This window comes from Burkholderia cepacia ATCC 25416, assembly GCF_001411495.1.
GTDB classification, from domain to species: Bacteria; Pseudomonadota; Gammaproteobacteria; order Burkholderiales; family Burkholderiaceae; genus Burkholderia; species Burkholderia cepacia.
Window position 1 is genome coordinate 676,663 of sequence record NZ_CP012983.1, and the last position, 18,916, is coordinate 695,578.

Annotated in this window: 17 protein-coding genes; 7 read left to right on the plus strand and 10 right to left on the minus strand. The window is 68.6% G+C overall.

Annotated features, from left to right (window positions below; genetic code table 11):
- Positions 1-11 precede the first annotated feature (11 nt).
- The 3 genes from APZ15_RS35260 to APZ15_RS35270 all read left to right on the plus strand — a co-directional run bounded on the left by APZ15_RS35260 (position 12) and on the right by APZ15_RS35270 (position 3,922).
- Positions 12-461, plus strand: coding sequence for a GNAT family N-acetyltransferase (locus APZ15_RS35260; RefSeq protein WP_027792745.1), 450 nt, complete (start codon positions 12-14; stop codon positions 459-461).
- 137 nt (positions 462-598) lie between these two features.
- Complete coding sequence (gene nosR, locus APZ15_RS35265) at positions 599-2,017, plus strand: response regulator c-di-GMP phosphodiesterase, NosR family (RefSeq protein WP_027792744.1); 1,419 nt, start codon at positions 599-601, stop codon at positions 2,015-2,017.
- Between the two features lie 78 nt (positions 2,018-2,095).
- Positions 2,096-3,922: a histidine kinase gene (locus APZ15_RS35270; protein ID WP_027792743.1), complete on the plus strand. Its 1,827-nt coding sequence runs from the start codon at positions 2,096-2,098 to the stop codon at positions 3,920-3,922.
- On the opposite strand, the gene APZ15_RS35275 is transcribed toward APZ15_RS35270, so the two are convergent.
- Genes APZ15_RS35275 through APZ15_RS41515 form a run of 3 tightly spaced genes read right to left on the minus strand, consistent with a single transcriptional unit; the run spans position 3,885 to position 7,086 of the window.
- Positions 3,885-5,588 (minus strand): cobaltochelatase CobT-related protein, encoded by a 1,704-nt coding sequence (locus APZ15_RS35275; RefSeq protein WP_027792742.1) that lies wholly within the window; start codon positions 5,586-5,588, stop codon positions 3,885-3,887. The genes APZ15_RS35270 and APZ15_RS35275 overlap by 38 nt on opposite strands.
- Before the next feature lie 4 nt (positions 5,589-5,592).
- Positions 5,593-6,795, minus strand: a complete 1,203-nt coding sequence (locus APZ15_RS35280; RefSeq protein WP_027792741.1) for an ATP-binding protein — start codon at positions 6,793-6,795, stop codon at positions 5,593-5,595.
- A gap of 30 nt (positions 6,796-6,825) precedes the next feature.
- Entirely contained in the window at positions 6,826-7,086 is a 261-nt protein-coding gene (locus APZ15_RS41515; RefSeq protein ID WP_138143354.1) for a hypothetical protein, read from the minus strand.
- Positions 7,087-7,258: 172 nt separating this feature from the next.
- Between APZ15_RS41515 and APZ15_RS35285 the strand changes: the two genes are divergently transcribed.
- A complete protein-coding gene (locus tag APZ15_RS35285; protein WP_226153243.1) occupies positions 7,259-7,834 on the plus strand; it encodes a GNAT family N-acetyltransferase in 576 nt (191 codons plus the stop codon).
- Between the two features lie 227 nt (positions 7,835-8,061).
- Here the strand turns inward: APZ15_RS35285 and APZ15_RS35290 are convergent, their stop codons facing one another.
- Both APZ15_RS35290 and APZ15_RS35295 read right to left on the minus strand, forming a co-directional pair.
- Positions 8,062-9,291, minus strand: a complete 1,230-nt coding sequence (locus APZ15_RS35290) for an ATP-grasp domain-containing protein (protein ID WP_080981944.1) — start codon at positions 9,289-9,291, stop codon at positions 8,062-8,064.
- Between the two features lie 42 nt (positions 9,292-9,333).
- Positions 9,334-10,278: a hypothetical protein gene (locus APZ15_RS35295; RefSeq protein ID WP_027792739.1), complete on the minus strand. Its 945-nt coding sequence runs from the start codon at positions 10,276-10,278 to the stop codon at positions 9,334-9,336.
- Between the two features lie 167 nt (positions 10,279-10,445).
- On the opposite strand from APZ15_RS35295, the gene APZ15_RS35300 reads away from it, so the two are divergent.
- Positions 10,446-11,321, plus strand: a complete 876-nt coding sequence (locus APZ15_RS35300) for a LysR family transcriptional regulator (RefSeq protein WP_027792738.1) — start codon at positions 10,446-10,448, stop codon at positions 11,319-11,321.
- 61 nt (positions 11,322-11,382) lie between these two features.
- On the opposite strand, the gene APZ15_RS35305 is transcribed toward APZ15_RS35300, so the two are convergent.
- Together APZ15_RS35305 and APZ15_RS35310 are read right to left on the minus strand one after the other, a co-directional pair.
- Entirely contained in the window at positions 11,383-12,651 is a 1,269-nt protein-coding gene (locus tag APZ15_RS35305) for an ATP-grasp domain-containing protein (protein WP_027792737.1), read from the minus strand.
- A gap of 51 nt (positions 12,652-12,702) precedes the next feature.
- Entirely contained in the window at positions 12,703-14,136 is a 1,434-nt protein-coding gene (locus APZ15_RS35310) for an MFS transporter (protein WP_027792736.1), read from the minus strand.
- 436 nt (positions 14,137-14,572) lie between these two features.
- Between APZ15_RS35310 and APZ15_RS35315 the strand changes: the two genes are divergently transcribed.
- Both APZ15_RS35315 and APZ15_RS35320 read left to right on the plus strand, forming a co-directional pair.
- Positions 14,573-15,691: a TauD/TfdA family dioxygenase gene (locus APZ15_RS35315; RefSeq protein ID WP_049096656.1), complete on the plus strand. Its 1,119-nt coding sequence runs from the start codon at positions 14,573-14,575 to the stop codon at positions 15,689-15,691.
- A gap of 109 nt (positions 15,692-15,800) precedes the next feature.
- Positions 15,801-16,739 carry an ABC transporter substrate-binding protein gene (locus tag APZ15_RS35320; RefSeq protein WP_027792734.1) on the plus strand — a complete coding sequence of 313 codons (939 nt, stop codon included), beginning with the start codon at positions 15,801-15,803 and terminating at the stop codon, positions 16,737-16,739.
- A gap of 28 nt (positions 16,740-16,767) precedes the next feature.
- Here the strand turns inward: APZ15_RS35320 and APZ15_RS40365 are convergent, their stop codons facing one another.
- From APZ15_RS40365 to APZ15_RS35340, 3 genes are all read right to left on the minus strand, one after another.
- Positions 16,768-17,658, minus strand: a complete 891-nt coding sequence (locus tag APZ15_RS40365) for an AidA/PixA family protein (protein WP_080981943.1) — start codon at positions 17,656-17,658, stop codon at positions 16,768-16,770.
- Between the two features lie 65 nt (positions 17,659-17,723).
- Positions 17,724-18,227, minus strand: coding sequence for an inclusion body family protein (locus APZ15_RS35335; protein ID WP_027792733.1), 504 nt, complete (start codon positions 18,225-18,227; stop codon positions 17,724-17,726).
- 296 nt (positions 18,228-18,523) lie between these two features.
- Entirely contained in the window at positions 18,524-18,907 is a 384-nt protein-coding gene (locus APZ15_RS35340) for a GtrA family protein (protein WP_027792732.1), read from the minus strand.
- Between the last annotated feature and the right edge of the window lie 9 nt (positions 18,908-18,916).

Consider the following 18,916-nt stretch of genomic DNA (forward strand, 5'->3'; position numbering starts at 1 on the left):
ACGACCTGCCCATGAACCTGACCTTTCCCCTCGCCGCCCAATCCGATGCCGAAACGCTGGTCGCGATTCGCATCGCCGCGATGCGCGACAGCCTCGAGCGCATCGGCCGCTTCGATCCGCGGCGTGCGCGCGAACGCTTTCTCGCGTCGTTCGACCCGGCGCTATGCCGCTTCATCGAAGCCGATGGCGTGAACGCGGGTTTCTTCGTGGTTCGGCCGCAGGAAGACCACTGGTTGCTCGACCATCTGTACATCGTGCCCGCGCACCAGGGAAAGGGCATCGGCGCGGCCGTGCTGCAGCGGATCTTTGCCGAGGCCGACGCGCAGCGCGTGCCCGTGCGTGTCGGCGCACTGCGCGGCAGCGATTCGAACCGTTTCTATGCGCGGCACGGCTTCATGCAGGCCGACGAAGCGGAGTGGGACATCTACTACGTGCGCGAACCGGGTTCGGCGACGGCGTAGATCGCACATGCCCGCGCGTCGTGACGACGCATGCGGGGTGTGATCCAGGTGAGCGCATCAGCGTTTTCCCGGATATCGAATGCGCGGCGCATGCCGATGATGCAGAGAGAATATAACTACATGATCCGAGGCCAATCATGACGACATCTGCAACAAACGGACCGAATGCGGTATCGCCTGAAACGACCGGGGCGGCAGCGACATCCGACGACGCGGATGGCGTGCCGTCGATCCTGCTGGTTGACGACGAGCCGAGCGTGCTGTCGGCGCTCCGGCGCGTGTTCCGGCCCGCCGGCTACGAGATCCTGACCGCGGAAAGCGGCGAGGCCGCCCTCGAGGTGCTGGCGTCGACCGAAGTCGACCTGATCGTGTCCGACATGCGGATGCCCGGCATGAGCGGCGCGGAGTTCCTGGCCCGTGCCCGGGCGCTCTACCCGGACACGATGCGTATCCTGCTGACCGGTTATGCGGAGATCGCGTCGGTCATGCAGGCCGTCAACGAGGGCGGCGTCTATCGCTACCTGAACAAGCCGTGGGACGATCACGACCTGCTGCTGACCATCGAACAGGCGCTGGAGCAGCGCCGTTTGCGGCACGAGGCGGCGCGGCTCGCCGCGCTGACGGAAGCGCAGAACGAAGCGCTGCGCCGTTTCAACACGGAACTCGAAACGCAGGTTCGCGCGCGCACCGAGGAACTCGGGCAGACCGTGATGTTCCTCGAAGCCGCACAACGCGATCTGAAAAGCAGCTTCACCGCGATGGTCCAGGTGTGCGCGAGCATGATCGAGATGCGTTGCGGGTCGGCCAGCGGTCACGCGATGCGGGTCGGCGAGATTGCGCGACGGCTCGCGCTGGCCTCCGGGATGAGCGAGCTGCATGCGCAGGACGTCTACTTCGCGGGGCTGCTGCATGGCATCGGCAAGCTGTCGCTGCCGGACGAATTGCTGCACAAGCCGCTCACGCGGATGACGGCGGAAGAGCACGGCCTGTTCCAGCAGCATCCGCTGCGCGCGCAGATGGTGCTGACGCCGGTCGCGCAATTGCACAAGGTCGCGTCGATCGTGCTGCACCAGTACGAGCGCTTCAACGGGCGCGGCACGCCGGACGGGCTGGCCGGCGACTCGATCCCGCCGGGCTCGCGGATCGTCGCGATCGCACGCGATTTCGAGGGGCTGCGCAATGGCGACATCGGTGCGCCGCATTCGGTCGAGCAGGCGCTCGACGCAATGCGTTCGCAGGCCGGCGTGCGTTACGACCCGCGCATCGTCGAAAACCTCGCCGAACTGATGCGGGACCCGGCGAGCCTCGGCATCGCGGCGTCCGTCGCGGAGATCAAGTCCGCGCAGCTGCGCGAGGGGATGCAGCTCGCCGACGATCTGCGCACGCATCGCGGCGTGCTGCTGATGACCAAGGGCAGCGTGATGTCCGCACACCAGATCGAGCTCGTGCGCCGCTTCGAGACACGCGAGGGGACGGCGTTCGACATCCTCGTGCTGGCCGGCCAGGCGGCGAAGCCGGCGCAGGGCGTGCCGAATGCTGGCGCGGCGCCTGCCTGAGCCCGGACGCGCGGCCTGACGGCCGCGGTGCGCACGCGCGCCGCGGCAACGCACTCACCTCGATTCGGGCGCTCGATCATGCACGGCACCTACAATCTTCCGCTCGTCCTGCTGTCGGTCGCGATCGCGACGCTGGCCTCCTATACGACACTCGACCTCGCCGCCTTCATTTCGCTGCTCGACAACCCGAAGCTCAGGCGCATGTGGCTGGGTGGCGGCGCGGCGGCGATGGGGACGGGCATCTGGTCGATGCATTTCGTCGGCATGCTCGCGTTTTCACTGCCGATTCCGCTCGGCTACGCGTTGCCGGATACGGGCGCGTCGCTGGCGATTGCCGTGCTCGTGTCGTACTTCGCGCTGTATGTCGTCACGCGCGCGCGGCTGGGCTGGCGGCGGCTGCTCGCGGGCGGCGTGCTGATGGGCGGCGGGATCGCCGGCATGCATTACGCGGGGATGGCCGCGATGCGCATGGCGCCCGGCATTCGCTACGATGCCGTGCTGTTCGCCGCGTCGATCGGCATCGCGGTGATCGCGTCGACCGCCGCGCTGTGGATCGCGCAGGCGCTGCGCGCGCGGCAGGCGCGCCATGCGACCGCCCAGCGCGTCGGCGCGGCCGTCGTCATGGGCGTCGCGATTACCGGCATGCACTACACGGCGATGGCGGCCGCGCATTTCGCGCCGGACGCGCGATGCGGGGCCGCGAACGGGGTCGACACGCCGTGGCTCGCGACGACCGTCGCGCTGTTTACGACCGGAACCCTGGTCGTCACGCTGTTGCTCAGCCGATTCGATGCGCGCACAACCTTCCTGCGCGGGATGACCGATACGCTCGAGCGGCTCGTGCGCTTGCGCACCGTCGAACTGGAACGCGCGCTGCACCGCTACGAACAGACGACGGCGATGCTGCAACGTACCCGCGAGAACATGGCGACCGAGATCGACGAGCGCAAGGCCGCGCAGGCGCGGCTCGAACAGGAGAAGGAGGAGCAGCGGCGCCTGTTGCATGCGCTCGAGGAAACCCACGTGCAGCTGCTGCAGTCGGAAAAGCTCGCGTCGATCGGTCAGCTCGCGGCCGGTGTCGCGCACGAGATCAACAATCCGATCGGGTTCGTCAGCGCGAACCTCAATACGTTGAAGACGTGGGTGCGCAGCCTGCTCGACGTGATCGCCGCGCATGAAGCCGCGCTGCCGCAGCTCGACCCGGCCGCGCGCGATGCGCTGACGGCACTGGGCCGCGCGGCGGACCTCGACTACGTGCGCGGCGAGATCGCGACGCTGATCGACGAGTCGATCGACGGCGCGCTGCGCGTGCGGCGCATCGTGCAGGACCTGCGCGATTTCTCGCGCCCGGCCAGCGACGAGTGGAGCGTGGTCGATCTTCGTGCAGGGCTGGAAAGCACGCTCAACGTCGTCCACAACGAACTCAAGTACAAGGCCGAGATCGTGCGCGACTACGGCGACGTGCCGCAGGTCGAATGCCTGCCGTCGCAATTGAACCAGGTCTTCATGAACCTGCTGGTGAACGCGGCGCAAGCGATTCCCGAGCGCGGCGTGATCACGATCCGCACGTCGAGCGACGGCGAGCAGGTGTCGATTGCGATCAGCGACACCGGCACGGGCATGACGCCCGATGTCGTCCGGCGGATCTTCGATCCGTTCTTCACGACGAAGCCGGTCGGGCAGGGCACGGGGCTCGGCTTGTCGGTGTCGCACGGGATCGTCGAGCGCCATCGCGGCACCATCGACGTGACGAGCGAACCCGGGCGCGGCACGACGTTCTGCGTTCGGCTGCCGATCCGGCGGGCCGGCGGAAACGCGAACGAAAGCGTGAACGAAAGCGCGAACGAGACTGCGGCCGTGGCGGAGGTTAGCGCCGGTCCAGCAGCGTATCGCTCAGGACACTGAACGCCGCGCCCGGCAGCTCGTGCAGATGCTCCACCACGCTGCTGACCGGATAGAACGCTTCGACCGAATCGTCGAGAATCCCGACGCCGATCAGTTCGACGCGCCGCTCGCGCAGCGCATCGACGCGTGCGCGCAGGTCGGTGCGCAGGATCGCCGGGTTGCCGTCGCCGGTTGCCGGATAACCGTCCGACAGCACCATCAGGATCCGCCGCCGCGCACGCTGCGCCAGCAGCCGTTCGGCGGCCCAGCTCAACGCTTCGCCGTCGGGATTCTCGTGGCCGCATTCGATGCACGCGAGGCCGCTCGGGTTGTCGGAATCGAAGCGCTTGTAGACGCGCAGGTCGAGCCGTTCGACGAAGCGGTTATAGCCGAACGTGTCGCGGCCGGCGTCGATCCAGCGCTGGTAGTGCGCGCGCATCGCGGCGTCTTCGACGGAGCTGTAGCCGAGCGCTTCGCACGCGAAGCCGAGCTGCATCAGCGCATCGCACAGCGCCGCCGCGCACAGCCGGGCGAGCTCGATCTTCCTGCCGGCCATCGACCCGCTGCAATCGATCAGCAGGCTGACGGCCGCGTCGCGCCCGGGCGCGGCGCGCCGGACACGGAACGGCGTGCGGTAGCCGGGCGACGTGACGAGGCGGGCGAGCGCCATCCGGTCGAGTTCGCCGCGCTCCTGTTCGCGCTTCCAGCGCGTCTGTTCGTCCACTTTCAACGCGCGTTCGAGTCGCAGCTTGAGCGGCTCGGTCTGCGCGCGGGCCGCGCTTCGCAGGCGGTGCCAGCGCGCCGCGTCGCCCTTGCCGGTGAAGTCCGTCACCGTGTCGAATGCGGTGGTCAGCGGGACCGACAGCAGCGGCCGACGGTCCGCGGACAGGCGGATCGTGCCGGGTGCCGCATCGCCCGGCGTCGGTGATGCCGTGGACGATTCCGTGTCGGCGATCGCGCCGGCGCCCGATTCGGCCGAAACCGGCGCACGTGCATCGTCCGGCGCGCCCGGTCCGTCCGAGTCGAATTCGGCGGCAATGCTGTCGCTGTCGATCGTGCTGCCCGGATCGGCCGTGAACATCATGTTGTTCGCACCGGCCGAGGCCAGCGCGCGGACGCGCTCGACGATCCGGTGCGCGGCGCGGATGCTGTCGGCCGTCGAAGTCGCGGCGCGCGCTTCGTCGACGAGATCGTCCGACGCGGCGAGCGTCGCGTCGAGCGACGGGATGCGCTCGATCGTGGCTGGCGGTTCGTCCCACAGCGTACGCTCGATGCGCCATACGAGCCTGTCGCGCCACGCCATCCGTGGCCAACGTCGAAGCGTATCGGCGGCCGACGCCACCCGCATTTGCCGCAGGAGCGTCGTCGCGCCGGGATAGCGCGCAACGAGGCAGCCGGCCGCGCGCCGGTCGTCGATCGCCTGCGCAATCGCGCGCACCGCGGGCGACGCCAGCGCGGCAACGTCATCGATCGCGCCGAAGCGGACCCGCGCCGCGTGGAGGTCGACGAGGCCGACGATCGCGTCGTCGTCGACGTCGCCCGCGAGCAGCGTGTCGGGCAGCACCAGCAGGTCGCGCTGCGCGAGCGGGCCGTGGCGCGCGAACCGTACCTCGATGCCGTGTCGTTGCGCGAGCGTGCGGGCCAGCCGGGTCAGGTGGAGCGCGCGCGCATCGTCGTCCCGGTCCATCGCGTCAGGCCCCGACGTCGATGTAGTGGCGAATGATGCTGCGGATCAGGTCGGCGTCTTCCGCGCCGACTTTCGCATAGATCGTCGGGCCGGCGGCCGCTTCGGGATCGCCGGTGCGCAGCATCAGGTCGGCCCAGTCGATCAGGCGCCGCGTCGAGAACGCGCTGGCCAGATCCTCGCGGACGAACGCGGCGCGGCAGTCCGCCGCGATCGCCGCGAGCGTGCCGGCCATCGCCTCGGTCATGGCCGCGCCGAACGTGCGCTGCAGCACGCGCGCCTCGTCGGACGGCGGCAGGTAGTCGAGGCGGTACACGCGCCAGCGGTCGAGAAACGCCTCGTTCATCACGTTGGCGCCCTGGTACAGGTGGCGGAACTGCCCCATCGCGCCCGCCGCGTTGGCGGTCGCGAACAGCCGGAACGACGGATGCGGGACGACGATCTCGTTGCCTTTCTCCTTCAGCAACAGGCGTCCCGCCGGTTCGAGCACGGCGGTGAGCACCGCGAGGATGGCCGGTTCCGCGAAGTCGATCTCGTCGACGATGAGCCACAGCCCTTCGCGCATCGCGGTCGGCAGCACGCCGTCGACCCAGCGGGTCTCGCCGCCCTTGACGGTCCAGAACCCGACGAAATCGCCGACCGTCGTCTGCCCGTTCATGTTCGAGCGCAGCACGCCGTGGCCGGCTAGCGCGGCGGCCTGCTCGATCAGGCTCGTCTTGCCGGTGCCGGTGTGGCCGATCAACAGGATGCGCCGGTTCTCGACGATGTCTTCCAGCACGTCCGTCGCGCGCGCGGTGAACAGGTAGGCGGGGTTCCGGGGCGGCACGAGCGGCCCGCCCGGGCCGCGCGGCATCGGCACGCCGCCCACCTGCACGACGTGCGCCGCATCGCCGGTGGCCGCCGGCCGCGATGCGTGCGCGTGTCGGAGGTCCTGCATGAACCGGTCGCGATGCACGGGGGCCGCATGGTCGCCCGTTTCGCGCCGGACGTAACCTTCCTGGATCCACTTGTGCAGCTTCGCATCGAGGTTGTCCGCGTCGACGACCGTATCGACCGACGTGCTGCCGTCGGGACGATGATGCTGGATGCGGTACATGTGCGCGCGTTCGGAGCGGCTGACGATCCATTGCCCGGCGGACGGGTCCGCCAGTTGCCGATAGACGCCGAGTACCGACGGGGCGGAGGGAGTGGGGTCAACGGGTGCGTTCATGGTGGCGAGCGAGAGTGGGCGGCCGGCGCTTCATGCCTTCGATGCGTCGCGACGATTGTATATTTTTGCCGCGAAGGGCGACATGCGCGCGGGAATCGTTTCGTTTCCTTTCGTTTCGATGCGGCGCGGTGTGTAGCAGGCGGCGCGTCGGCCTGCCGTCATCACGTGATGGCCAGGTGTAATGCGCCGCAGCATGATCTTTCGGCACCCTCGCCACGGAATCGAACCGCTTTTACTGTGCCGATCCGTCTGCAACGCCGCGACGTGTTGCAGTCCGTCGGCAACCTCCATGCGCGTCATCGTCGCTCGACACCTCGCCTGACACCGACCTCCGGTGCGTTCGACAAATCCAACCCGTCATGTCGGATCGTGGGCCGTCACGCCTTGATCAACAGGGTGGAATTTCAGTACCGTAGCAGGCTTGATCGCCAGGCTCCCATCGCGCCTCCCCGGGTAGCCCGGCGTGACATCCAACCATGCGCCGGTCGTCGAATCCGGCGAAGGAGTGTTGAACGTGACGGTGACAGGAACGGACGAGCGGGTGATCCGACGTGCCAGCGCGCTGGATGCGCCGGCCGTGCTGGGGATCTTCGATGAAGTGATTGCGTGGTTCGTCGATATCGGCAACGACGGGCAATGGGGGCGCGAGCCCTGGTCGACGCAACCGAAGCGGATTGCGCTCGTGACGGAAGCCTGTGCGCTGCCCGACGCGTGGGTGGCGGAATCGCCCGACGGCCGCATCCTGGGCGCCTTGATCCTGGGCGAATCGATGCCCTACGTGCCGCCCGCGACCGAGCCGGAAATCTACGTGAGGGTGCTGGTTGCGTCGCGCGATGCGCGGGCGCGCGGTGTCGGCCGGCGGCTCATGGCCTTTGCGGATGAGCGCGCCCGGGCTGCCGGGGTGCAGCGCTTGCGGGTGGATTGCTATGGGGGCGGGACCGGCGCGCTGGTGCGCTTCTACGAGTCCTGCGGGTATGAGCGGCTGTCGACCTTCGACGTGGACGGGTGGCCGGGGCAGTTGTTGGGGCGCAATCTGTAACGGTGCGGGTCAGCCGCTTCGCATGCGACGCATCAGCCGACGCTCGATGCGCCGCCGGTGAAAAGGCTGCGGTACCGGTCGGCAGTGTAGCTTTGCCGAATCCGCCACGTGGTATTCGCCCGTTTCCGCGCGGCGTGATGTGGACGGGTGGCCGATTCCGCTTTGCCGCCCCCGGTTTCCAGTGTGATGACGGTTTGAACGCGCGTGCCGGTCAGCCGGTCAGCCGGTCAGCCGGAAACGGCCGGTGGTGCGACAGACGCCCGGTGGGCCGACGAGCCGGGATGCGCGGGCGTCTCGTGCACATCGTGCGCAACCGGCAGCGCAACCCGCACATAAAGAAACGCACGCCGCTCGCGATCGGGCAACACCTGCGGCCCGTAGCTGATCGTGACCGTGCCGTCGCGGATCTCGCCCGCCTGCGCGAAACGCCATGCGCCGGGGTCGCTGTCGAGCAGGAATTCGGCGCGCGCATACGCGAGCGGTTCGAACCGCTCGGGAATCGCGACCGGGCGCCCGTCGAGCTTGTCGAGCAACGCTTCGGCCACGTCGAAGCCGTAGCCGTCGCGCACGATGTCGCAGATGAAGCTGCCGGCGATGCGCGGATTCAGTTCGATCACGTGCGGCACGCCGTCGTGCACGATGCAGTCCAGGTGCACCGGCCCCCATGTCAGCCCGGCGGCCGCCGTTGCGCGCGTACCGACGTCGATCAGCGCGCGCAGCGTCGGCGTGTCGAGATCGAGTTCGGACGTATAGCCGCGTTCGAGAAAGCCGGCGCCATGCCGCTTCAGCTTGCGCATCGCGCCGACATAGCGCCCGTCGAAATACTCGACGCAGTATTCGCTGCCGCCCAGGAATTCCTCGATCACGATGCGCTCGGTCGCAAGCGCCTGTGCATCGGCTCGAGCGGCGGCTTGCGCGGCGGCGAGCGCGTCGAGTTGAGCGCGCACTTCGGCGATGTCCTCGCAGCGCCGCACGCCGTCGCTCGCCGAGCCTTCCGACGGCTTGACGACGACCGGGAAACGCAGCGGAGCGGCCGCGGCTGCGAGTGCCGCCGGTGCGGCCAGCGTGCCCGTGACGAATTGCGCGGCCGGGATGCCGTGCGCGGCGAGCAGTGCCTTCTGGTTCGACTTCGACACCGCGTGCGCGACGTGGCGCGCATCGGGGCCGGGCAGGCCGAGCGCGTAGGCGACCGATGCGGCGGTGCGCGCATAGGTGTCGTGCGCGGTCGTCACGCGCAGCGTGTCGATCTCGTCCGGATAACGCGCGCGCAGCCAGCCGGCGAGCAGTGCGGCATCGGGTTCGAGATTGACCGTCTCGACGCCGTCCGGAAAGACGCCGTCCAGACTGTGACCGGGCGCGGTGATGACGGTCACGGCCGCCTGGCGGGCGAGCGCGCCGCGCACGAGCGCGAGGCTGCTGCCGGTGGCGCGTGCGCCGATCACGATGAGTCGCTTCATGCTGGATCCTTGATCGGTGAAGAAGGGGGCATTGCGTGCCGGTCAACGTGCGCGCCGGCGCAGGCGCTGTGCCTCGAGGCGCGGCAGCAGATGCTGGACGACGCGCGGGAGCGTGTAGATCGGCAGCTGCGCGCACGTGAACACGAGCGCCATGGTGGGCGTCGCGGCGAGCCCGAGCGCGGCCCACATCAGGCCGACGTTGCGATTGGCGACGATCAGCGCGACATTGAGCCGTGTGCGGACGTCGCCGGGCGTGAGCCCGTACGCGATGATCTGGAAGCCCGCGTTGACGGCGAACGCGAGTGCGATGGCCGTCAACGCGCGGTGCGGCGCGTCGATGATCGATTGCTGCATGCCGGCCATCGTGCCGAGCGCGAACACCAGCAGCGCGGCGACGACGGTCGCATCGATCGGCGTCGCATAGCGGTCGAGCCGGGACCCCGCGAACCGCCGCACGAGCAGCGCAACGCCCTCGGCGCTGCCGATCAGCAGCGCGAGCCGCAACGCGAGATTCAACGGCGAGATCGACACGGCCGCATCGTGGCTGAACCAGGCCGTCAGCAGCGGCGCGGTGAGCGGGACGAACACCATCGACGCGAGGGTCGCGACGAGCGCGACGCTGGCGTCGAGCGACAGCATCCGCGCGATCGTCGACGTGCCGCTCGACGGCGGCGCGCAGTACGCGATCACGAGCGCGACCACCCAGTCGTACGGCATGCCGGCGAGCCGCGCGGCGATGCCGAGCGCGACAGGGCACGCGATCATCGTCGCGGCGGGCAGCAGCAGCGACACGGCCGGCCGCCGCGCGACCGCGCGCACGGCGCTCGGCTCGACGCGCAGCAGCGTACCGAGCACGAACAGGAACACGGTGACGGACATCAGCGGCCGCGCGAGGTCCGCGAGCGGCGGCACCAGCAGCCCGAGGCCGACGCCGCCCGCGAGCACCGTCGGGCCGCGCCGCACCAGCGCGGCAATCAGCGTGCGCACGGGGGCGCCTCGGGCCGGTGGTGAACGGCGGCGAAGCCGGGGCAGGCGGCGGAGGGCATGCGGTTTCCTCGAAAGGGGGCGGGCCGGTACGGGATATCCGTCAGGCTATTCCCGATTATTGGCGAAGTAAAATGATATAAACTGCATCGGTAACAAGAGATAGTGATATGAACATTCCTCTGCTCGAAACCTTCCGGGCCGTCGTTCAGGAAGGCAGCGCGCTGCGCGCGGCCGAACGGATCGGCTGCACGCAGTCGAACGTCACCGCGCGCCTGCGCCAGCTCGAGGAGTCGCTCGACGCGCCGCTGTTCGACCGGCACGGCAAGCGGCTGGTGCTGAACGACGCGGGGCGCCGGCTGATTCCGTATTGCGACCGCATCCTGCGCCTCGTCGACGAAGCGACGCAGGTGGTGCGCGAGACGCCGGTCGCGCGCAGCTTCCGGCTCGGTTCGATGGAAAGCACGGCGGCCACGCGGCTGCCGGCGCTCGCCGCCGCGTTGAAGGCGCACGATCCGGCGCTCGGCCTCACGGTGCAGATCGGCAGCGAGCCGGATCTGGCCGACGCGCTACTGCGCGGCCGGATCGACGCCGCACTGACCGCGCGCGCGGTCGTCCGGCCCGGGTTGCGCTACGAGCCGGCGTTCGCCGAAGAGATGGTGCTGGTGAGCGCGGCCACCGTCACGCGCCGGCAGGTACTGGCCGACAACACGGTACGGCTGCTCGCGTTTCACGACGGCTGCCCGTATCGCGCGGTCGCGGAGCACTGGCTGAAGGCGCGCGGCATCGCGATCGGGTCGGTGGCGTCGTTCGGCACGTTCGGCGCGATCCTCGGCTGCGTGGCGGCCGGCATGGGCGTCGCGATCCTGCCGAAGCGGATCACGACCGAGCACGTGGCGCGCAAGGAGCTGCGGACGCACGCGTTCGACGATCTCGACAACGTGACGACCTATCTCGTCACGCCCGAAGAAGCGCCCGCGCTGCCCGAGCTCGACGCATTGCGCGCGGTGCTCGGCCGGCAGTCGGGCGCGCTGCTCGCGCGTTAGCGGAGCACAACGCAAGCGCACCGCACCGCATGCGCGGCGCCGATCGCACCACGCGGAGACACTAGGCCGACTCGACCGCCCGTTCGTCCGCGAAGAAATCGGCCTCGATCTCGCGGATGCGCCGGCAATCCTCGAGCAGGCGCTCGAACGTCGGGCTGTAGAGGCCGACCGTGCCGAGCGCCGTCTGCAGGTCGGTCGTCACGCGCAGCGTGTCGCCCACCTTGGCCCATTGCTTGAGCCCGACGAACGACGGCAGCGCCTGGATCGCCTGCCAGGTGAAGTCTTGCCGGAGCACGCCGTTGCGCGACGACAGCAGCAGCACGTGTCCGCAGTAACCGCGGAAATCCGTCGGCGCGGCGGCTTCGCCGAACAGCCGCTCCGGATGCAGCACGGCCTCGACGGCGGCCGATACATGGTTCTCGCCGCTGACCGCGCTCGTCAGCCGCGGATCGAGGCTGCCGTGCAGCCGCGCGTTCAGCTCGACGATCGTCGGGCCGTCGGCCGTATCGAACAGTTCGAGATGGGTCGGCCCGAAGCGGACTTCCAGCGCGTCGAGCACGTCGGCCGCGTAGTCGAGCAGCGGCGCGTAACGCGGGTCGGCGTGATTCAGCACCAGCATCTTGTCGAGCCGCGGTGCATGTGTGCGGTCGCGGTGCACTTCCCACAGGCTGACCACCCGATGGCGGCCTTCGAAGGACACCGAATCGACGATGTATTCCTGCCCCTCCGAATAGCTCTGGATCACGATGTCGTCGTTCGGCTGGTTGTAGAGCGAGCGGGTGGCGAGCACGTCGCGTGCGGCGGCCTCGACCTGGTCGAGTGTCCGGCAGATCTTCACGCCGGCCACGCCCGCGCTGCGGGCCGGCTTCACCACGAGCGGCAGCCTGCCGTGAGCGCGGGCCCATTCGAGCGTGGCGTCGACCGACGTGCTGTGGAAGTGGGCCGGTGCGCGCAGGCCGGCCTGCCGGATGCGCTCGTTCATCGCGTACTTGTCGCGGCGCGCGGCCGAGGTTGCGAGCGGATTGCGGTACGGCACGTCGAGCCGCTCGGCCAGCGTGTCGGCCAGTTCCAGCGCCGCGTCGAGGCCGTGCAGCACCGCGCCGATCCGCAGGTCGGCCAGCTGCGCGAGCGTCGCGTCAAGGTCGCCGCGATGCTGGACCTGGCGGATGTAGTCGGACGGGACGAACTGGTTCCGGTAGATCTCCGGCAGGTCGGGGTCGCTGATCACGTGCGCGCAACGGATGCCGTAGGCGCGAAACGCGGGCGCCAGATAGGCGGCTGTCGACGCGCCGTCGACGATCAGGACGGTATCGATGAAACGATGCGGCATGGATTCCTCGCTGGGCTGTGGGATCGGTTGAAGGAGGCGGCCGGTGCGGGCTCAGGCCCGCGTGCCGGGTTCGGGCGCATCGCCGGGCCAGCGTACGGCCAGCACGATGCAGACGGCCACGAGCACGGCCGCGACGGCGAATGCGCGTGCCGCGCCGGCCACGATCGCGGCGCCCTGGCCCGCGACCAGCGCGCCGAGCGCCGCGACGCCAACCGCTGCGCCCACCTGGCGCGCGGTATTGAGGATCGCCGACGCGGTGGCCGAGCGGCCGGCCTCGACGCTGCCGAGCAGCGTCGACGTCAGCGCGGGAATCGCGATGCCACCGCCGATCGCCATTGCCGCGAGCCCCGGCGCGAGCAGCGCATACGGGGTATGCGCGCCGAGCGTCCGCCACAGCCACACGTAGCCCGCGAGCGACACGACGAGCCCGACGATGACGGTCGCACGGAATCCGTGGCGCACGGCGAGGCGCGCGCTCGCGATGTTGGCGAGCATGATGATCGTGAGCGGCGCGAGTGCGAGCCCCGACTCGGTCGCGGTGAAGCCGCGCGCATTCTGGAAATAGAGGCTCAGCGAGAAAATCAGCCCGTAGAACGCGGCATTCGTGATCGCGCCGATCGCGAGCACGCCCGGCACGCGCGCGATCCGGAAGAACGCGAGCTGCAGCATCGGCGCGGCCACGCGGCGCTCGATCGCGACGAACAGCGCGCCGAGCGCGACCGACGCGGCCAGCGCACCGGCCGCATACGGATCGCCCGGCCCCTGCGCGCCGGCCCGGATGATCCCGCCTGTCAGCAGCGCGAGCACGAGCACCGCGACGAGCTGGCCTGCCGGATCGAACAGCCGCGTGCGTGCGGCGGCCGAATCCCGTACATGGCGCACCGTGAGCCACAACCCGGCCGCGCAGATCGGCAGATTGATGAAGAAGATCGCACGCCAGCCGAGCGAATCGATCAGCAGCCCGCCGAGCGTCGGCCCGGCCGCGCTGATCGCGCCGCCGGTCGCGCTCCACCACGCGACGGCCCTTACGCGCGCGGCGGCATCGTTCGCGCACGCATGCGTGATGAGCGCGAGCGACGTGGGCAGGATCATCGCGGCGCCGACGCCCTGCGCGACCCGCGCGGCGATCAGGGCGGCCAGCGACGGCGCGAGCGCGCAGCCGAGCGATGCCAGCAGGAACAGCGCGAGGCCGTAGGCGAACAGCCGGCGGCTGCCGAAGCGGTCGGCCAGCGTGCCGGACGTCAGCAGCAGCGCGGCGAACGACAGCGTGTACGCATCGACGATCCACTGCAGCCCGTGGACGCTCGATCCGAATGAATGGCCGAGGCTCGGAATCGCGACGTTGACGACGGTCACGTCGAGCTGAACGATCGCGAAGCCGAGGCTCGCGGCCGCGACGGTCGGGAAGATCGCGCGCAGCGACGTGCGATGCGGCGGTGCGATGGCGGCCGGCGCGCCGCCGAGCGCCGGAGCGCGATCGCTCATTGCGGCCTCCGTGCCGGGTGGCGCGCAAGGCAGGACGCGGGCAGGGTCACGTCGTGACCGGACGAACGGCGCAGCAGGCGGAATCGGGTCATCGGGCAGATTTCCGTAGGGCGGAGGAAGGGCGCCGGCTGCCGATCGACGGCCGGCCGCATCGTCGAATCCGACAGAAAACTAGCATCGACCTGCTAACGAATACAAATAATAACCAGCGATTTTTTAACCACTTTTCGTGTTAAGGCGTGGTGCGATCGACGCTGCCTGACGCCGCCGGGATTGCTGAACTTATATCGAAAATTTTTGTTTGCAATCGACTTAATATCATTTCGCAATGCAATGTCGGTCTCCTAGTCTTGTCGAGCGCTGCGCCCCGAGGACGGCAACGCGCGGCGGCAGTGCCATGCCGCTCTTCGAACCCCGATCTTTATACGAGAGACCTATGACCTATCTCGCAGATGAACGCATCGTCTTGACGGCAGCGGAGTCCGGTCACATCCGGAAGACGCTCGGCGCACTGGCCTACGATCCGGCCGGCGGCGCGGGCTACATCAGCGCGGTGCGCAAGCTCGCCTACAACGCGTTTCCCGACCGGATCGTCGACGCGTTCGATCGCGCGAAGGCACCGACCGCCGACGCGCACGGCTCGATCGAGATCGACAACCTGCCGATCGACGACGACGTGAAGGGCAGCCCGAGGTTCGAGGAGACCGGCCGCTCGTTCAAGGCCGGCGTGTTGAGCGAGAACGTGCTGGTCGCCCTGAGCACGCTGGCCGGCGAGCCGTATTCGATCGCGCACGAAGGCCGCGAGCTCGTGAACAACCTCACGCCGCACAAGGCGACCGCACGCGACTATACGGGCCTCGGCTCCGAGGTCGAGCTCGATTTCCATATCGAGAACGCCGCGCAGGCGCACATGCCGGAAGGCGACACGTCGCCGTTCGCGTTGCTGCTGCTCGGCGTGCGCAGCGAAGCCGGCGGCGGCCCGTACACGCGGCTCGCCGACGCGCGCCGCGCGCTGCAGCTGCTGTCGCCGGACGACATCGCGCAACTCTACGGTGAGCACTACATCATCCGCGTGCCGTACCGGTGGCGCGGCGCCGCGCCGACGCCGCGCGACAATACCGACCTGAGCGCGGTGCTGTCGGGGCCGCTCGACGCGCCGCGCGTGACGGTCGCGTTCTATCCGGACATGGTGCTGGCGGTTAATGCGCGTGCGCAGGAGGCGCTGGCCAACCTGTATCGCGCGGTGCGCGAAGTGTCGTTCGGCGTGCAGGTACAGCCCGGCAAGCTGGTGCTGATCAACAACCATTTCACGCTCCATTCGCGCGACCGTTTCGATCCGCAATACGACGAGAACGACCGGGCATTCCGCTGGGTGCAGCGCGTGTTCGTCGCGCGCAGCCTGTGGAACTTCCGCGCGTTCACGCCGTTGCAGGCGCGGGTCTTCGATCCGAAGGCGCTGTATGCGGGCGACGCGCACGCGACGCGCCCGTCGCCGGTCGCGCAACCGGCGCCGCAACGCGCGGCTACCGCCGAACTCGAGGCGACGCCCGCGTGAGCGTACCGGGAACGCCGGGAGGAGAAGGGCGGCGAACGGGCGGTGAGAATCGTTCGGCGCCGCCCGCGTTCGGCAGACGCTTCGTCAAACATCAAGGAATCCGGAAGACATGAGAAGAACAGCAATTCCCGCAGCACGCATCGCTCGCACGCTGGCCGCCGTCCTGCTCGGCGGCAGCGTCGCCGCGCAGGCCGCGACGTTCGACCTGAGCCCCGAGCAGCCGGGCCGGCAGCGCGGCACCGTGAACCCGGCGGTCGAGCAGGCATTGCCGGCCGGCTACCGGTTTGCCGAAGCGGGCACGTTGACGATCGGCATCGCGCCGAACCTGCCGCCGCTCAGCACCTATGCGACCGATGCGCGAACGGTCGTCGGCTTCGATCCCGATCTCGCCCAGCTCGTCGCCGACAGCATCGGCCGCAAGCTGAAAATCGTGCCGCTCTCGTGGGCCGACTGGCCGCTCGCGCTGCAGTCCGGCAAGGTCGATGCGGTGATCTCGAACGTGACGGTGACCGAACAGCGCAAGGAGAAATTCGACTTCTCGACCTACCGGAAGGATCAGCTCGGCTTCTACGTGAAGAACGGCAGCCGGATCGCGTCGATTCGCGAGCCGAAGGACGTTGCCGGGCTGCGCGTCGTGACCGACTCGGGCACGAACCAGGAAAAGATCCTGCTCGAATGGAACCGGCAGAACGTCGCGCGCGGCCTCGCGCCGGTCGAGATCCAGTACTACGCGGATGCGGCGGAGCGCTGGGTCGCGCTGCAGTCGGGGCGCGTCGACACGATCTTCAGCGTCAATTCGATGCTCGCGTACCAGGCATCGCTGCGCGGCGACGCGAAGCTGATCGGCACCGTGAGCGGCGGCTGGCCGCGCACCGCGGACATCGCGATCACGACGCGCAAGGGCAGCGGCCTCGCCGATCCGCTGACGGTCGCGATCAATGCGCTGATCGCGAACGGCAGCTACCGGAAGGTGCTCGGCCGCTGGAGTCTCGATGCCGAAGCGATCGACCGGTCGCAGACCAATCCGCCGGGGCTGCCGCGCACCTGAACCGCTCGCGTGCCGATCGCCGCGATGCTCAGGTGATCGGCCACTGCAGGATCACGATCCCGTCGTTGTAGTCGGCATCGGCGCCGTCTTCGGCGCCGAGCCAGCCGAGCCAGACGGTGTCACCCGCGGACAGCGGCGCGAGACGCGCATCGGTCGCGGATTTCCTGCCGTTGGCGAACGCGTCGATCCGGATCCTGCCGCCCTTCGAGTTCAGCGTGAACAGCCTGACGCCGTCCTCGCTGTTGCCGACGAACGACGCGGCCGGTTCCGGCGCATCGTCGATGAAGAGCCTGAGGTCCTGCCGGTCGGCGGCATTCGCGTAGAAGATCGCCTTGAACGCGGTATCCGGCGGCAGCGTGAAGTTGCCGTTGCGATCCGACGACGGCTTGAAATCCGGCTGTTTCGCGGCCGGCTGGCCGGCGCCGATCTCGATCGACGTTTCCCAGCGGAAATAGCCCGACACGGTGCCGTCGCGGTCGAACACGGCGAAATCGGCCGTACACGTGGTGGCGCCCGCGGCCAGCACGTCGCTGCGCCAGTAGTGGTCCTTCATCGGATGGCAGGGCGGATGCAGCAGGTCGTCGGCATCGGGTACCGGCGCGGCCGCGTCGCGTACTTCGGCTTCGAACGGCGCGACGATGCCCGCATCCTTCAACGCGAACCGGACGAACAGCACGCTCGCCTCGGCGCGCAGTGCCAGCGCCGTCTCGCGCAGGCGCAACTGGTCGCCCGGCGACAGCCCGGCGAAGAGCCGGCTGTCGTTGTGGCCGAGCTGCGCGGCGTCGCCGGGGCTCACCACGTAGAGGTGCCGGCCGTCGATCACGGTCGGCGCGTCGGGGTCCCGGCTCGCCTCCGGGTAGGCCGACAGCAGCGTGACGGCGTCGACGATCACGAGCACATCGGAACGAAGACCAGGCATGAGCGCTTCCTCCGCAACAAGGGGTTGATGCGGGCAGCCGCCGCGCGGCCGCCCGCCTGCCGCGATCAGTTATGGATCGAGATGAACGGATCCCACGAGAAGCAGCCCTGGCTCTGGCAGTTGCGATCGATGATCTGGAACTGGAAGTGGTAAGTCACGCGGCCGACCTTCAGGCATTCCGACGACCAGTAGTAGTTCGCGACCTTCTGGCAGGTCGGCACCTCGGGCTTGCTGGTGTTCGGCACCGGGATCGACGCTTCCGCGACGCGCGGCGTCGGCGTCGAGATCAGTTCGTTGCCGACGTTGCCGATGAACTTGTAGAACACCACCTGGTTCTCGAAGCCCAGCGACAGGCTCGTTTCACGCCAGCGGATCAGGTCGCCGACCTGCGCCTTCAGGTCGAGTTCGCCGCCCGCCTGCCCGGACACCACGTTGTCCTGGTTGGTGACCATGTACACGTGCTTCCAGTCGATCAGCGTCGGGCTATTCGGATTCTTGCTGGGATTCGGATATTTTTTGAGGATGGTTTCGGTATCGAAAGAGACGAGCACATCGGTAACGCGTGACATAGAAGCTCCCGTTTGAATGAATGGGAATTATTGTTGCGCGAATTTCGTCGCGCAGCCGCCATTGCCTTGTCCTGCAAGGCCCGTCGCCGTTCGATGCCCGTGCTGGCGAGATGGCGAAGGCAGATTATCCCGTTCGGTTGTTTCTGGAAGCTGTAAAAGTAAACAGGGTATTTAATTTGTTTCGGGCGGTAATTTTAAAATCGGAATCAATCGGATTCATGCGTGACATAAATATGTCGACATTGAATCTGTTAATTGAATGGCCGATTATTTTCGGGGGCGGCGGGGAGGGGCGTTTACCGGTAGGTCCAGAGCCGGTGCAGCAGGAACGTCGTCGGCGGAATCAGCAACGCGATCGCGACGATGCTCATTGCGCGGGACACGTCGAGCGCTTCGGCCGCACGCGCGAGCAGCAGGGTTTCGACGAAGCCGGCGAGCGTGACGGCGAGAAAGCGCACCGCGTTGCGCGTGCGCACCGTCGACGAAAAACTCCACAGCGTGTTCGCGAGATACGAGAACGCCGTCGCGCAGAGGAACGCGATCGTGTTCGCCGTCACCAGCGTTGCGTCGAACTGTGCGAACAGCGCCGCCGCGACCAGCGTGTGGATCGCGGTCGAGCAGAGGCCGGACACGCCGAAGCGCACGAGGCGCGTGCGCTCGGCATCGAGCAGGCCGATCATGGCCGTCGC

Excerpts from the sequence above, each read along its gene's own strand:
- APZ15_RS35260 (WP_027792745.1), top strand. The coding sequence starts at position 12 with ATGAACCTGACCTTTCCCCTCGCCGCCCAATCCGATGCCGAAACGCTG.
- nosR (WP_027792744.1), top strand. The coding sequence starts at position 599 with ATGACGACATCTGCAACAAACGGACCGAATGCGGTATCGCCTGAAACG.
- APZ15_RS35270 (WP_027792743.1), top strand. The coding sequence starts at position 2,096 with ATGCACGGCACCTACAATCTTCCGCTCGTCCTGCTGTCGGTCGCGATC.
- APZ15_RS35275 (WP_027792742.1), bottom strand. The coding sequence starts at position 5,588 with ATGGACCGGGACGACGATGCGCGCGCGCTCCACCTGACCCGGCTGGCC.
- APZ15_RS35280 (WP_027792741.1), bottom strand. The coding sequence starts at position 6,795 with ATGAACGCACCCGTTGACCCCACTCCCTCCGCCCCGTCGGTACTCGGC.
- APZ15_RS41515 (WP_138143354.1), bottom strand. The coding sequence starts at position 7,086 with ATGGAGGTTGCCGACGGACTGCAACACGTCGCGGCGTTGCAGACGGAT.
- APZ15_RS35290 (WP_080981944.1), bottom strand. The coding sequence starts at position 9,291 with ATGAAGCGACTCATCGTGATCGGCGCACGCGCCACCGGCAGCAGCCTC.
- APZ15_RS35300 (WP_027792738.1), top strand. The coding sequence starts at position 10,446 with ATGAACATTCCTCTGCTCGAAACCTTCCGGGCCGTCGTTCAGGAAGGC.
- APZ15_RS35305 (WP_027792737.1), bottom strand. The coding sequence starts at position 12,651 with ATGCCGCATCGTTTCATCGATACCGTCCTGATCGTCGACGGCGCGTCG.
- APZ15_RS35310 (WP_027792736.1), bottom strand. The coding sequence starts at position 14,136 with ATGAGCGATCGCGCTCCGGCGCTCGGCGGCGCGCCGGCCGCCATCGCA.
- APZ15_RS35315 (WP_049096656.1), top strand. The coding sequence starts at position 14,573 with ATGACCTATCTCGCAGATGAACGCATCGTCTTGACGGCAGCGGAGTCC.
- APZ15_RS35320 (WP_027792734.1), top strand. The coding sequence starts at position 15,801 with ATGAGAAGAACAGCAATTCCCGCAGCACGCATCGCTCGCACGCTGGCC.
- APZ15_RS40365 (WP_080981943.1), bottom strand. The coding sequence starts at position 17,658 with ATGCCTGGTCTTCGTTCCGATGTGCTCGTGATCGTCGACGCCGTCACG.
- APZ15_RS35335 (WP_027792733.1), bottom strand. The coding sequence starts at position 18,227 with ATGTCACGCGTTACCGATGTGCTCGTCTCTTTCGATACCGAAACCATC.
- APZ15_RS35340 (WP_027792732.1), bottom strand. The coding sequence starts at position 18,907 with ATGATCGGCCTGCTCGATGCCGAGCGCACGCGCCTCGTGCGCTTCGGC.